The following is a 15,293-nucleotide window of genomic DNA, read 5'->3' as shown; positions in this document are numbered from 1 at the left end:
CCGATCTCAAGCCGATCAGCGGCCCTGCGAAAGGCAGTTTGCTGCGCTGCCGCGACTTGCCAATCCGCCCCGGTTGACGTACCGGAGCCTCGTCAGCTCCCAGACCGGGCATAAAGATCGGCAAGTGGCGCTGCGCGTCGACTCCGTATACTTTATGACGTTGGGGAAAAGATGAGCATTTACCTGGATTATCTGTCCGAAATCGACAGCCGAAAGACTCAGGGACTTGCGCCCAAGCCAATCGACGACGGAGCGCTGGTCCGCGACATCATCGCCCTGATCCAGGATGCGGGGAACGCAAATCGCGCCGACGCGCTGAAATTCTTTATCTACAACACGCTGCCCGGCACCACGAGCGCAGCGGCGGTCAAGGCAGCGTTCCTCAAGCAGATCGTCCAGGGACAGGTAATCGTCCCGGAAATCACGGTCGCCTTCGCCTTCGAACTGCTCAGCCACATGAAGGGCGGCCCTTCCATCGCCGTGCTGCTCGACATTGCGCTGGGCGATGACGCCAAACTCGCGGCTCAGGCGGGCAACGTCCTCAAGACTCAATTCTTCCTGTACGACGCCGACATGTTCCGCCTGCGTGACGCCCATGCGGCGGGCAACGCGGTTGCGACAGGCGTGCTGGAAAGCTACGCCAAGGCTGAGTTTTTCACCAAACTGCCGGATGTCGAGGACGAGATCGAAGTCGTGACCTTCATCGCGGGTGAAGGTGACATTTCGACCGACCTGCTCTCGCCGGGCAATCAGGCGCACTCGCGCTCCGACCGCGAACTGCATGGCCTGTGCATGATGACGCCGGAAGCGCAGCAGCAGATCGTGGCGCTGAAAGCCCAGCACCCCGACAAGCGCGTCATGCTGATCGCCGAAAAAGGTACGATGGGCGTCGGTTCTTCGCGCATGTCGGGCGTCAACAATGTGGCGCTGTGGACCGGCAAGCAGTCCAGCCCCTATGTCCCCTTCGTCAACTATGCCCCCGTCGTCGGCGGCACCAACGGCATTTCGCCGATCTTCGCGACGACCGTGGACGTGACCGGCGGCATCGGCATCAACCTGAAAAACTGGGTCAAGATGACTGGCCCGGACGGCAAGCCGATCCTGAACAATGACGGCAATCCGGTGCTGGAGGAGAAATTCTCGGTCGAAACCGGCACGGTTCTGAAGATCGACGTCAAGAACAAGAAGCTGACCGACGAGGCTGGCAACGAACTGGTCGATGTCGCCGCCGCCTTCACCCCGCAGAAGATGGAGTTCATGAAGGCGGGCAGCAGCTACGCCATCGTCTTCGGCAAGAAGCTCCAGACCTTCGCCGCCGAAACGCTGGGCGTCGAAGCGCCGCTGGTGTTCGCCCCGAACAAGGAAATCACGGTCGAGGGCCAGGGCCTGACGGCGGTGGAAAAGATCTTCAACCGCAACGCCGTGGGCGTCGCGCCGGGCAAGATATTGCACGCCGGGTCGGACGTGCGCGTCACGGTCAACATCGTGGGGTCGCAGGACACCACTGGCCTGATGACCGCGCAGGAACTCGAAGCCATGGCGGCCACCGTCATTTCGCCGCTGGTCGATGGCGCCTATCAGTCGGGCTGCCACACCGCGTCGGTGTGGGACAAGAAGGCGCAGGCCAATATCCCGAAGCTCATGTCCTTCATGAACAATTTCGGCCTCATCACCGCGCGCGACCCCAGGGGCGTCTATCATGCGATGACGGACGTGATCCACAAGGTGCTGAACGACATCACCGTGGACGACTGGGCGATCATCATCGGCGGCGACAGCCACACCCGCATGTCGAAGGGCGTGGCTTTCGGCGCGGACTCCGGCACGGTGGCGCTGGCGCTGGCCACGGGCGAGGCGACCATGCCGATCCCGCAGTCGGTCAAGGTCACCTTCAAGGGCAAGATGTTGCCCTATATGGATTTCCGCGACGTCGTCCACGCGACCCAGGCGCAGATGCTGGCCCAGTCCGGCGGCGAAAATGTGTTCCAGGGCCGTATCATCGAAGTGCATATCGGCACGCTGCTGGCCGATCAGGCCTTCACCTTCACGGACTGGACGGCCGAAATGAAGGCCAAGGCGTCGATCTGCATTTCGGAAGACGCAACGCTGATCGAGTCGCTGGAAATCGCCAAGTCGCGCATCCAGATCATGATCGACAAGGGCATGGAAAATGCCGCCGGCACGCTACGCGGCCTGATCGCGCTGGCGGACAAGCGCATCGCGCAAATCCGTTCGGGCGAAAAGCCTGCACTGACGCCGGAGGCCAACGCCAAATATTTCGCTGAAATCGTGGTCGACCTCGATCTGATCGACGAGCCGATGATCGCCGACCCGGACGTCAACAATGCCGACGTGTCCAAGCGCTACACTCATGACACCATCCGTCCTGTCTCCTATTATGGCGGCACCAAGAAGGTCGATCTGGGCTTCATCGGATCGTGCATGGTGCATAAGGGCGACATGAAGATCCTAGCCCAGATGCTCAAGAATATCGAAGCCAGCGAAGGCAAGGTCGAGTTCAAGGCGCCACTGGTCGTCGCCCCGCCGACCTATAATATCGTCGATGAGCTGAAAGCCGAAGGCGATTGGGATGTGCTGAAGAAATATGCCGGGTTCGAATTTGACGACGTAGCGCCCAAGAATGCGGCGCGTACCAGCTACGAAAATATGCTGTATCTGGAGCGTCCGGGTTGCAACCTGTGCATGGGCAATCAGGAAAAGGCCGCCAAGGGCGACACTGTCCTCGCCACATCGACCCGCCTGTTCCAGGGTCGTGTCGTGGAGGATACCGCCGAGAAGAAGGGCGAATCGCTCCTCGCCTCGACCCCGGTCGTGGTGCTGTCGACTATCCTGGGCCGCACGCCCAACATGGACGAATATAAGAACGCGGTCATGGGCATCGACCTGACCAAGTTCGCGCCGCCAGTGGCCCACTGATCCGGCGATCGCTATGATAATGCCGCCGCTGCACTCTCCCTGTGCGGGGAATGCGGCGGCGGCATTGCCTTTTTGTTTCGATCGTTCTGCCGACTGGCAAGCGATCGCAAATCTGTCAGGCTATCAACCTGACGCCGCGTCAGGACCAGCCGCCCATCCACCCTCGATGCTGCGATGCAGCAAGCGGCAGTAGCGTTTCACATCGCGCGCACTCCGCCACCACCCGACCGACGATCCACTGATTGCCACCGCAATCAGGGCAGGGCATTTTCTGGCCTTCCCGATATTGCGGATTGATAGCAAAAACCCCTGTTCCAATGGGCGAAAAACCTACTTCCATGGCTGTCTCCCCTTTCTGCCCATGCAACGTTTGAATGCGCGAAACATATCCCTACATAGGGATTTCAGGCTGCGTCGCCATTTGACTTGAACCTCTCAAATGTTATGGCACCGCAGCATCGGGACATACCTGCTTCGACCACGGGTTGGGGCGCATCCCTGCCACCTTGCCGATCGGTTGTTGATCACCGTTCTGCGAGCTTCTGGTGGAACCGCGCCATCCTCTGGCCGAGGCCATGCGAGGAGACGCACATCTTATGACCGCCATCGGACAGGACACACTTGGCACGCGCGACATTTTGCATGTCGACGGCAAGGACATTGCCTTTTATTCGCTCAAGAAGGCCGCCGCGAAACTTGGAGACGTTTCGCGCCTGCCTTTTTCGATGAAAGTGCTGCTGGAAAACCTGCTCCGCTTCGAAGATGGCGTCACTGTCACCACAGACGATATTCAGGCGATCGTCGACTGGCAGAATGACCGGGGCAAGGCGCAGCGCGAAATCCAGTATCGCCCCGCCCGCGTGCTGTTGCAGGACTTTACCGGCGTGCCTTGCGTGGTCGATCTGGCCGCCATGCGTGACGCGATGAACGCGCTGGGCGCGGACGCCAGCAAGATCAACCCTCAGGTTCCCGTCCATCTCGTCATCGACCACTCGGTCATGGTCGATGAATTCGGCACGCCCAAGGCATTCGAACAGAATGTGGAAATCGAATATCAGCGCAATATGGAACGCTATGATTTCCTGAAATGGGGCAGCAAGTCCCTTGCCAATTTCTACGCGGTGCCGCCCGGCACCGGCATCTGCCATCAGGTCAATCTGGAAAATATCGCGCAGGCCGTCTGGTCGAGCGAAGGCCCGGACGGCGTGACCGTCGCCTATCCAGATACCTGCGTCGGCACCGACAGCCACACCACGATGGTCAACGGCCTGGGCGTGCTGGGCTGGGGCGTCGGCGGCATCGAAGCGGAAGCCGCGATGCTGGGCCAGCCGGTTTCCATGCTGATCCCCGAAGTCGTCGGCTTCAAATTCACCGGCGAACTGAAAGAAGGCGTCACTGCCACCGACCTCGTCCTCACCGCGACCCAGATGCTGCGCGCGCGTGGCGTAGTCGGCCGCTTCGTGGAATATTTCGGCCCCGGCCTTGCCTCATTGTCGCTCGCCGACCGCGCGACGCTGGCCAACATGGCACCCGAATATGGCGCAACCTGCGGCTTCTTCGGTATCGATGACAAGACGATCGACTACATGCGCCTGACCGGCCGCAGCGAGGAAAACCTCGCGCTGGTCGAAGCCTATGCCAAGGAACAGGGCTTCTGGATCGACCCCGCTATTGATCCGGTATTCACCGACACGCTGGAACTCGACCTTGCCACCGTCGTCCCCAGCCTTGCCGGACCCAAGCGCCCGCAGGACCGCGTTGCGCTGCCGGAAGTCGATGACGTGTTCAACGCCGACCTCGTCAACACCTACAAAAAGGCGCAGCAGCGCGTGCCGGTAGAGGGCAAGGATTTCGACATTGGCGACGGCGACGTCACGATCGCCGCGATCACCAGTTGCACCAACACATCGAACCCCGGCGTCATGGTTGCTGCCGGTCTGGTCGCTAAAAAGGCGAACGAACTGGGCCTGAAGCCTAAACCCTGGGTCAAGACTTCGCTCGCACCGGGTAGCCAGGTCGTCACTGACTATCTGGAAAAAGCCAACCTTCAGACGCATCTCGATGCCATCGGCTTCAACCTGGTAGGCTATGGCTGCACGACCTGCATCGGCAACTCCGGCCCTCTCGCGCCTGCTATCAGCGCGGCTATCAATGAAAACGGCCTTGTCGCCGCTGCCGTCATCTCCGGAAACCGCAACTTCGAAGGCCGCGTGTCACCTGACGTGCGCGCCAACTTCCTGGCTTCGCCGCCGCTGGTCGTCGCCTATGCGCTCAAAGGCACGGTGATCGAGGATTTCATCACCACCCCGATCGGCGTCAGCACGGCGGGCAACGATGTCTATCTCAAGGACATCTGGCCGACCAACAACGAAATCGCCACCACGATGGCTGGCTGCATGGACCGCGCCATGTTTCAGGCGCGCTACGCCAATGTCTATAAGGGCGACGCGCACTGGCAGGCGATCGACGTGACCGGCAGCGACACCTATAGCTGGCGCGCAGGCTCCACCTATGTCGCCAACCCGCCCTATTTCGAAGGGTTGAGCATGACCCCGGCGGCGGTCAACGACATCATCGAAGCCAGGCCGCTGGCGATCTTCGGCGATTCGATCACCACCGACCACATCTCGCCCGCAGGCTCGATCAAGGCGTCCTCGCCCGCTGGCCAATGGCTGAGCGAACACCAGGTCGCGCAGGCCGACTACAACAGCTATGGCGCGCGGCGCGGCCATCACGAAGTCATGATGCGTGGCACTTTCGCCAATATCCGCATCAAAAATCTGATGCTGGACGGCGTCGAAGGCGGCATGACCAGCTATCAGGGCGAAGTCCTGCCGATCTATGACGCAGCGATGAAGCATAAGGCCGACGGCACCCCGCTGGTCGTCATCGGCGGCAAGGAATATGGCACCGGCTCATCGCGCGACTGGGCGGCCAAGGGGACCAACCTGCTGGGTGTCCGCTCGGTCATCGTTGAAAGTTTCGAGCGTATTCACCGTTCCAATCTGGTCGGCATGGGCGTGCTGCCGCTCCAGTTCAAGGATGGCGATACGCGCGACACGCTGGGCCTGACCGGCGACGAAAGTTTCACCATTACAGGTGTCGCGGACCTCAAACCCCGCCAGGACGTGACGGTGCTGGTCACCCGCGCCGACGATTCGACCTTCACCTTCACTGCGCTCTGCCGGATCGACACGATCAACGAACTGGAATATTTCCTGAACGGTGGCATCCTCCAATATGTGCTGCGCAAGCTGGCCGCTTGATCGCAGCATAGGCTGCGCTAGGAATGAAGGGCGCTTCCCGACCGGGCAGCGCCCTTTTTCCGTCGGGGACTATAGTGAACATCTTTGTCGAAATCGTCGGCTGGACCGGCGCGCTGCTGGTGCTGGGCGCATATCTGGGCGTATCGAGCGGGCGGATGACGGGCGATTCCGCTGTATTTCAGGGGATGAACGCGCTCGGCGCGGCGCTGTTCGTCCTCAATACCTGGTGGCATGGCGCGATCCCGTCGATGGTGCTGAACATCATCTGGAGCGGCATTGGCGTGGCTGCGCTGTGGCGCATCGCGCGTCACCGCCGGACATCGCGTTCATAGTCCATTTTGCCCATAGCCTATTTTGACCGCCCCCAAGAAAGGCTGGGCTGGCGCTCGTCCCAATCTCTGCCTAGCTATGGGCCGGCAATGAAAAGAGCGCTTATCGTCCGTCATCTCCCCCGCGAAGGCGCGGCCGGTTATCTTCAGCCGATCGAGGCGGCGGGCTATCATATCGACCGTATCGACGTCGCCAGCCCTGATTTTGCGGGCGTGGACCTGTGCGATCCCGACCTGCTCATCATGATGGGCGGGCCGATGGGCGTGTATGAAACGGACGTGCATCCCTGGATTCCCGTGCAACTCGCCAAGCTGGCGCAGCGGCTGGAGCGGGACCGGCCAACGCTGGGCGTGTGCCTGGGCAGTCAGATGATCGCAGCGGCACTGGGCGCGCGAGTCTATCCCGGCGGGCATATGGAACTGGGTTTCGCGCCGGTGACGGTGACCGGCACGGGCGCGGCATCGCCGCTGCGTCATGTCGACGGCGTGCCGCTGCTCCACTGGCACAGCGACACGTTCGACCTGCCCGACAATGTCGATCTGCTCGCATCGACGGATCGCTACGCGCATCAGGCGTTCCGGCGTGGCCCAAATCTGCTGGCGCTGCAATTCCATGCCGAAATGGGCCAGGATCCCCGCTTTGACGATTGGCTGACTCATTTCTGGGCGGACCTGGACGTGGCGGGCCAGTGCGGCATCGCCCTGCGCCGCGATCATGACGATCATGGTCCGGGCGCAGTTGCTGCCGGGCGAGCGATGATTGGCGAGTGGCTTGCAGGCATTATATCTTGATCTTCGCGTCGGCCTCCTATTAACTCCGACAAATGATAGATAAGACATGGAAAGCCAGCCGTCGCGGGATTCTGGCAGGCGGCATGGCGGGATTTGCTGCGGCCGGCATGGCGCAGTCCGTACCGGAAGCCGGGCAGGGCGCTGCGCTGCTGGCCCCGCGTCCGCCGATGGGGTGGAACAGCTGGAACAGCTTTGCCACCACCATCACCGAAGCACAGGCGCGCGAAACCGCTGCCATCATGGCGCAAAAGCTGCTGCCTTTTGGCTACAGCATCTTCACCGTCGACATCCAGTGGTATGAACCCGAAGCATCAAGTTACACCTATAATGCCCGGCCCAAACCGGCGATGGATGGCTATGGCCGCATGATCCCCGCGCCCAACCGCTTTCCATCCAGCGCCGGGGGCAGGGGCTTTGCCCCACTTGCGCGCGATATCCACGCGCTGGGCCTGCAATTTGGCATCCATGTCATGCGCGGTATCCCGCGCGCGGCGGTGGAGCAGAATCTGCCGATCCTTGGCACGCGCTATCGTGCCGCCGACATTGCCGACCGGGACAGCATCTGTTCGTGGAACCCGGACATGCTCGGCGTCGATATGCGCAAACCCGGTGCGCAGGCCTATTATGACGGCCTCTTTCGCCTCTACGCCGATTGGGGCGTCGATTTCGTCAAGATGGACGACATGAGCCGCCCCTATGACGCGCACGCGCCGGAAATAGAGGCCGCGCACAAGGCGATCGTCGCGACCGGGCGGCCAATCATGCTCAGCCTGTCGCCGGGCGAAACCCCGGTGATCCGGGGCGACCATGTGCGGCGTTTTGCACAGATGTGGCGTATCTCCGACGATTTCTGGGATGACTGGACCATGTTGGAGGCGCAATTTACCCGGCTGGAAAACTGGACGCCCTGGCGTGGTCCCGGTTCCTGGCCCGACGCGGACATGCTGCCGCTTGGTCGGCTGGCGCTGGGCGAACGCGACACGCGCTTCACCTCCGACGAACAGCGCAGCCTGATGACGTTATGGGCGATCGCGCGGTCGCCGCTCATCATGGGCGGGGATTTGCGCCATCTCGACGCCGCAACGCTGGCGCTGCTCACCAATCGCGCGGTGCTGGCCGTCAATCAGGCCAGCCATGACAATCGCCCCCATTTCGTGGAGGATGGCGCGCGCATCTGGTCGGCGCAGGCGGAAGGGAGCGGGGACCGCTATGTCGCGCTGTTCAACACTGGCGACAAGCCACGCGATGTCGGCATCGGCCTGCCCGCCCTTGGCATTGCTGGCCCGGTCGATGGCCATGATCTGTGGCAAGACACGCCCCTGGGGCGCCTGACGGACAGGGTCGCGGCACATCTGCCCCCGCATGGCGCAGCCTTATATCGGGTGCGCAAGGTCTGAACATGGGGGCGGCAGCGCCGGTTAGGGACGCTGCCGCCCGGTCGGTATGAGCAATCTGCCCGATCATGATTCAGACTGCTCATCCAGCCTCGCAAAAAAACAGCGACTCATTGTCCATCTCGCTGTCGCAAAAGCATCGAATATACTGAGCCGATCGCCTTAATCCTGCCCGTTTATCCGGCATTGTTGCGCATCGTTGAAAAGGCCAGCGTGACCAGCCATCCGGCCATGGCATATCCCCCCAGCCACAGGAATATGGCGGCGCCATCCCCCCGTATCGCATAGGCCATGCCGGGCAGCAGGCTGGCCACCGCCGACAGGCGGCGCACCGCTACGCCCTGCGCTGCTCCGGGCAATTTGACGCTGCGTCGCCGCTTGGGATCGCCCAGGCACAAAAAGGCCAAAATCGCGGTGGAAAAGGCAATGGAAAGCAGGACCATCATCATTCCGCCGCCGCAAGGGCTTGGTGGCTGGTGCCGGCGACGGTCCGCCGCGCGCCTATGGTCCGCCACAGCAACCATCCGCCAACCAGCAGGAAGGCCAGATCCAGCGCCACGATCACGGGCTGCCCCGTCGCGATCGCTATTGTCCAGCCGGGGCCGCCCGTCAGCAGGCGAAGCGGCGGCAGGACGATCATGATCACCGCCATCGCCAGTTGCAAAACCCGCGCGAACCCGGCGCTGGTCGGCCACAGGAACCCGGCCAGGATCAGCGCCGCACAGCCGATCACGAAGCTGGCAGGCGTCCAGTAAATCGCGCTCCCCAGCGGCATGGCGACAAGGAATGTGGCGGTCGATGCCAGCAGGGCGACTGGCAGGCCAAGCCCGACGATGACGAGCGACCGATCCAGCCAGCCCATCGACCGCGCGCCATCCTCCCGCCGCACCAGCCACAGGCGGATGCCGGTATAGGTGACATAACACATGGCAAAGCCCAGTCCGAACCAGATCGCCTTGGACAGCATCCCGGCAAAATTGCCGAAGTGCAGCGGCGACATGATCGCCGCCAGCGTGCCACCGGCGGATGGTTTGGGACCGATCAGCGGTTTGACCTGATCGAACTGCGCGCTCGCGCCATTATACAGCAGCGAGATCGGCGCAAGGCCGCCGCTTTTGGGCGGGTGATAGGTCGTCACCCTGGTATCGGCGCGGCCGAAATTCTCGACCGCGACAAAGGTCGGCACTGCCCCGGCGCGCGTGATGGCGTCGCTGGTGATACGGTCGAAATTGCCGATGGGGGCAGGGCGCGGGTCGGGCTTGCCGGGGGTGCCGAACACCGCTTCGTTCAATGCCGTGACATTCCCGCCAAAGGCCGCCATCGCGACGATCGGCACGCCGATGGTGCCAAAGAAGGAGAAGAAGCTGCCGGTAAAGGCCAGGATGAAGGCGAAGGGCAGGCTCCATGTCCCGGCGACGCTATGCTTGTCGCGGTTGACCAGCACGGGCTTCGCCCTGCGGCGCAGCGTGAAGATGTCCTTGAACAAATGACGATGGATCAGCAGGCCGGATACCGCCGCGACCAGCATGGACAAACCCACGACGCCAGTCAGCAACAGCCCCCAGGGGTTGGGGACATGCAGCCGCACATGGGTGTCGACCAGAAAGGCACTCAGCGCATTGTCGTTGCGCGGGCCGAACACGGTTTCGTCCGTTCCCGCCTGGCTGTGGATCACCTGACCGTTCTTGCCGACGACATAGAAGATGCCCCGGCTGACTGGCACGCCCCCGTCCATCTCATGCCGGTGGAAAAACGCGCCCAGATCATGATCGCCGACCTCGAACAGGTCGATCGCTTCGTGATATTTTGCGGGCGTCCGCGCGCCCAGCGTCCGCATCGTGTCGGCCATCGGCCGCTCGAACGCGGATTGCGATGCGACGTGGCCCGCCGACCAGATGCCGATTTCTTCCGCGAAAACCGCCGCCGTGCCAGTCAGCACCACGGCATAGAGCAGCAGGCCGAGCAATATGCCCGACCAGCCATGCACGGCAACCATCGCCTTGGTTTCATCCTTGGGCAGGTGGATCATGGATGCGCCTCCGCTGCGACGGGCTGATTTTCGCTGAACTTCTGCGCGACCAGCCCGCCATGGATCACTAACAGCCCGCCAGCGATGATCGCAACCCGTGTGAGCCGCCGGTCGAGGCAGGCGTGAAAGAACAGCCCGGCCCAGACCAGCGGCACCAGCACCAGCGGCAACACCAGATTGTCGATCCCCGCCGCGCCGCCCGGCAGCCACAGCGCCATGCCCGCCATGACGACCAGGGCAACGATCACGGCCCCCGGCCCGGCGAGCGCAATGCGGATCCAGCGGCGCGACTTGGGTGACATCGTCTCTCTCAATATTTCAGGCTGACCGTGCCAAGCACCGTGCGCGGCGCACCATAATAGGCCTGATCATAGTTGAGCGCCCCCAGATATTTGACGTTGGTGACATTTTTCAGGTTCGCGCTGACCGACAGATTATCGGTAAAGCTATATTTCGCCATCAGGTCGACTACGGCATAATCTTCCTGCACCAGCTTGATCGTCGCGGTCTTGAAGTAGATCTGGCTTTGATACTGGAGCGACGCGCCGACCTTGAGCGCGGGCAGCGCGGGCGGGCTATAGCTGACGTTCAGCTTGCCCTGATGGCGCGGCACGAAGGTGCGGGCAGGCTGGTCATCCTCGTCGCGGATACGCATCAGCGTATAGCCGCCGGTCGCTTGCAGGCCGGGCAGGATTTCGCCGCCGAAGTCAAATTCGATCCCTTCCGACTTCGCGTCGAACCCCTGATAGATCGTCCGGCCATTGACGAAGCCGACCGACTGGGCCGTATTGTCCTGCCGCGTCTGGAACAGGGCGATGCTGGCGTGGAGCCGCCCTTCATACCATTCGCCCTTCAGCCCCGCTTCCAGATTGCTGCCCTCGATCGGCTTCAATATCTGGTTGTTGATATCGACTTCGCTCTGCGGGTTGAAGATGGTCGCAAAGCTGGCATAGGCACTGAATGTCTCGTTCAGGTCCAGCGTCGCACCGACGAACGGCAGGAAACGGTTGCGGTCGAAACTGGTCGGCGTGCCATAGGAAAACCCCTCCGCCATGGCGTGGGTATAATTTGCCCCCACCATCAGCTTGAACGGGTCGGCCAGATTCAGCCGTACCATCCCATAAATGGATTCCCGTCGGCTATGCTGGTCGAGGCTGAGGTCATAGGTGGTCGGGAAGTTGGGCAGGGGAAAACTGCCGTCATAGACATTGGGCAGCGGCACGGCGACGTTGATCGTGCTGTTGTCATAGCTCGAAAGTTGCTGATAATCCTGCGCGCTGCGGTTGGCACCGATCATCACATCATGCTGCCGACCGAACAGCGACACCTTGCCCGCGACATAGCCGTCCAGCGTCAGGTTGCGCGTCTGCGCCTTGAACGCACCGGGATAGCTGTAGACCCCGGCGAAGGTCGCCGCGTTGATGCCGCTGGGCAACGAAGCACGCTCCGGATTGCCATAGACATAGAATAGCTGGTCCTGCTCGCTCATGGCGCGGCGCACGACCGTCAGCTTGGCGTGCCAGTCCTCGTTGAAATGATGCACGATATCGCCGAAAATCTGCCGGTCGATCACGCCCCATCCCGCCCATTCCGGGCCGGTATTGGCCGACCGGGGCAGGTCGATGCGGGTGCCATCGGTGTAATAGAGCGGCAGCGAGCCCCACATCGCGCCCTGGCTCTGATGATCCTGATGGCCATAGCCCGCGGTCAACGTCGTATCGGGACCGATATCGGCCTCGACAATGCCATAGCCGGTCCAGCGGCGCAGGTGATAGCGATCCAGATAGCTGTCCTTGTCGACGAACACCCCCACGGCGCGCGCACGCACCGAACCGTCGCTGGTCAGCGGCACCGACACGTCGCCGTCGATGCGCAGGTCGTTAAACGATCCATATTGGGCGTTGGCCGAAGCCTGGAACGTCGTGGTCGGGCGCTTGCGGATGAAGTTGACCACGGCGGACGGATTGCCGGTGGACGAAAGCAGGCCGGGCGCGCCCTTCACCACGTCGATATGGTCGTAAACGCCCGTGTCGATCGACCCGGTCTGGATACCGAATGCGAAGGGCAGGCCGACGCCGTCGATCTGGAACGTCTGAATGTCGAACCCGCGCGCCGAATAGGACACTCGGTCGGTGTCGTTGGGTTGCACCTGCACGCCCGGCACCGTCTTTAGCAGGTCGTTGATGTCGTTGAGCTTGAAATCCTCGATCTGCGCGCGCGTGACGGTGCTGACCGATTGTGGCGTTTCGCGCAGCGACAGGGGAACGCGCATCGTGGTGGTCTGCTTTTTGACAGCATAGCCGTCCTGCCCTTCGGTGCGCTGCCCCGTCACGATGATGACATCGGCACCAGAAGGATCAGCGGCAGCATCCGCCGGGGCGGCAGCAGCCGCAGCGGCGAGGAGCGAGAGAATGGCAGACATGGCGGAACCCCCATAAAATTGGACTGCTCCCATAACGCCATGGTCCTATATTGCAAGTCATTATCATAAATGCCTGCTTTTGCTGCATGAACTTTTACAGGTCAAACGACCCCGATCCCGCGACGCGACAGGACAAAACACGCAAACAGATCGCCGCGCTGTTCAGGCTTGGGTATCGGCTGGGCAATGTTGGAATTGCGGCGGGATCGGCACCGGGCCTCGACACCTTATGAGAAGCGAAGGTAGTGACCTGCGGGCGCCCGGCAGTCATCGCAAGATAAGGATTTTACATCGACATTTACTCGATGCATGATTTTGACGCCACCATGAATGCCATCTGTCCATCGGGTCCATATGGGTCGAATTGACATCGCGCGGCTTGATAATGTCGCGCAATATAGATAAGGCGGCCCATCCAGAATGTGAATCACATCTCCGGTAAATTGGGCATCCTAAATCCCCACAAACCGAACAGCATCGTTATAGCGTTCCTGCCTCCTCTGCGAATCCTCGGCAACGAATTTCTTCGCGCACCTGATTCGTTATTTCGCGCCAGTGGTTCTCGTATCGGGATAGGCGATACCCAACTGCTCAAGATAGCTGCCATATTTTGCGGGGTCGTAATAATATTGCTCCATCTTCGGGCGCAACTGTTCCATCACTTCCTTGTTCAAATGGATGGCGGGTTTGTCCTGCGCAGTGACGACAGGATCATATTTCAAGTCCTTGGTCTGCACATTGGTGAAATAGGCCTTGGCCGCGCTGATCAGTGTGGGCGTGGTCATGAGGTCGAGGACGGTCATGGCTACCGCTTTTGCGCCTGCGACAGCGCCCTTATGCGCAATCGGGGTCGCCATCGCCATCGCGGCGGTCACATGATGTCCGATCGTATTGGGAATGTTGGATGGATAGCCAATGGTGATGGTGGGCACGGTCCACATGATGTCGCCGATATCGTCGGACCCGCCAAAGCTCGCGCCGCCGCGTGTTTCAGGGGTCGAAAGGGGGGTTACCTTGCTGTCCAGGGGCTTGAGCGTGAAGCCGTTGGCCTGTTGTACCGCTTTTGCGAAGGCCTGATCCGCCTCGCTCCACTGGGGCATCCCAACCATTTCGATATTGGCATAGGCGGCTTCGGCCATTGGCTTGTTCCCGAAATTGGGCGCGGCATAGCCCAGCAGGCGGCGGGTGACGGTGGTGCCGGTCGCCTTGGCCGCAGCCTCCGAAATCTCGTTGCCGGTTTCGTACAGCTTGCGGACCGAAGCGAAATCCTTGTCACGGAAATAATACCACACGCTCGCTTCGCCCGGCACGATGTTGGGCTGGCCCCCGCCGTTGGTGATTACATAATGCGACCGCTGGGTTAGCGGCAGATGCTCGCGCCGGAAATTCCATGCGGCGTTCATCCATTCGACTCCATCGAGCGCGCTGCGGCCATTCCATGGCGCGGCACCATGGGCAGTCTTGCCGTGGAAATCATATTGAACAGAAACCATGCCGGTCAGGCCCAGATCGCCCCAACCCGTGCCGAAACCTGCATTGACATGGGTGAAGATGGAGGCGTCGACATCCTTGAACAGCCCTTCGCGCACATAGAAGGCCTTGGTCGCCAGCAATTCCTCCGCAACGCCGGGCCACAGCATCAGCCGTCCCTTTATCCCATGCTTTTCCATCACATTCTTGGTGGCGATGGCGGCGGCGATGATGAGCGGCATACCCGAATTATGCCCCTCGCCATGCCCCGGTGCGCCCGCGACCATCGGCTTGATGACCGCCGATCCTGGCGTCTGGGACAGGCCAAGCAGCCCGTCAATGTCCGATCCCAGTGCCACCAGCGGGCCGCCCGTGCCCCAGGTCGCGGTCCACGCCGTCGGGATGCCCGCGACGCCGCGCGTAACGGTGAAACCGTTCCGTTCGAGGATGGCGGTCAAATATGCCGAAGTCCTTACTTCCTGAAAGCCCGGTTCGGCAAAGCTGAAGACGCTATCTACCATTTCCTGCACCAGCTTGGCCTCTTCGTCGATCGCGGTCGCGACTTCCGTCTTGAGCGCGGCGGGTGCCTTGGCCATGGCCGGGATGCTCAGCGACAGGCTGGAGGCGGCCAGCAACAGGCCGATCGTGGACAGG

At 61.6% G+C, this 15,293-nt stretch carries 10 protein-coding genes; 5 read left to right on the top strand and 5 right to left on the bottom strand.

All coding sequences use genetic code 11. The annotated features are described in order from the left end of the window. Positions 1-171 precede the first annotated feature (171 nt). From SPBM01_RS07920 to SPBM01_RS07895, 5 genes are all read left to right on the top strand, one after another. On the top strand, positions 172-2,937 hold the full coding sequence (locus tag SPBM01_RS07920; RefSeq protein WP_188064865.1) for a bifunctional aconitate hydratase 2/2-methylisocitrate dehydratase: 2,766 nt from the start codon (positions 172-174) through the stop codon (positions 2,935-2,937). A 596-nt stretch (positions 2,938-3,533) separates the two neighbouring features. Beyond that, positions 3,534-6,203 carry an aconitate hydratase AcnA gene (gene acnA / locus SPBM01_RS07910; RefSeq protein WP_188064861.1) on the top strand — a complete coding sequence of 890 codons (2,670 nt, stop codon included), beginning with the start codon at positions 3,534-3,536 and terminating at the stop codon, positions 6,201-6,203. A 74-nt stretch (positions 6,204-6,277) separates the two neighbouring features. Continuing rightward, positions 6,278-6,535, top strand: coding sequence for a CBU_0592 family membrane protein (locus SPBM01_RS07905; RefSeq protein WP_262504360.1), 258 nt, complete (start codon positions 6,278-6,280; stop codon positions 6,533-6,535). An 87-nt stretch (positions 6,536-6,622) separates the two neighbouring features. Beyond that, positions 6,623-7,324, top strand: coding sequence for a glutamine amidotransferase (locus SPBM01_RS07900; RefSeq protein WP_188064857.1), 702 nt, complete (start codon positions 6,623-6,625; stop codon positions 7,322-7,324). Positions 7,325-7,407: 83 nt separating this feature from the next. Beyond that, a complete protein-coding gene (locus SPBM01_RS07895) occupies positions 7,408-8,721 on the top strand; it encodes a glycoside hydrolase family 27 protein (RefSeq protein ID WP_262504359.1) in 1,314 nt (437 codons plus the stop codon). Between the two features lie 173 nt (positions 8,722-8,894). Here SPBM01_RS07895 and SPBM01_RS07890 read toward each other — a convergent pair whose 3' ends face one another. The 5 genes from SPBM01_RS07890 to SPBM01_RS07870 form a co-directional block, all read right to left on the bottom strand. Continuing rightward, entirely contained in the window at positions 8,895-9,167 is a 273-nt protein-coding gene (locus tag SPBM01_RS07890) for a hypothetical protein (RefSeq protein WP_262504358.1), read from the bottom strand. Further along, entirely contained in the window at positions 9,164-10,747 is a 1,584-nt protein-coding gene (locus tag SPBM01_RS07885) for a PepSY-associated TM helix domain-containing protein (RefSeq protein WP_188064854.1), read from the bottom strand. Before SPBM01_RS07885 ends, SPBM01_RS07890 begins: the two co-directional genes overlap by 4 nt. Beyond that, a complete protein-coding gene (locus SPBM01_RS07880) occupies positions 10,744-11,049 on the bottom strand; it encodes a hypothetical protein (protein ID WP_188064852.1) in 306 nt (101 codons plus the stop codon). The genes SPBM01_RS07885 and SPBM01_RS07880 overlap by 4 nt, the downstream gene beginning before the upstream one ends. Before the next feature lie 8 nt (positions 11,050-11,057). Then, positions 11,058-13,169: a TonB-dependent siderophore receptor gene (locus SPBM01_RS07875; RefSeq protein ID WP_188064850.1), complete on the bottom strand. Its 2,112-nt coding sequence runs from the start codon at positions 13,167-13,169 to the stop codon at positions 11,058-11,060. Between the two features lie 542 nt (positions 13,170-13,711). Further along, positions 13,712-15,235, bottom strand: coding sequence for an amidohydrolase (locus tag SPBM01_RS07870; protein ID WP_410483048.1), 1,524 nt, complete (start codon positions 15,233-15,235; stop codon positions 13,712-13,714). Positions 15,236-15,293 lie beyond the last annotated feature (58 nt).

It is taken from the genome of Sphingobium sp. KCTC 72723 (assembly GCF_014280435.1).
Taxonomy (GTDB): domain Bacteria; phylum Pseudomonadota; class Alphaproteobacteria; order Sphingomonadales; family Sphingomonadaceae; genus Sphingobium.
Note: the sequence above shows the minus strand (reverse complement) of the source record. Positions and strands in the feature narration are given on the sequence as shown.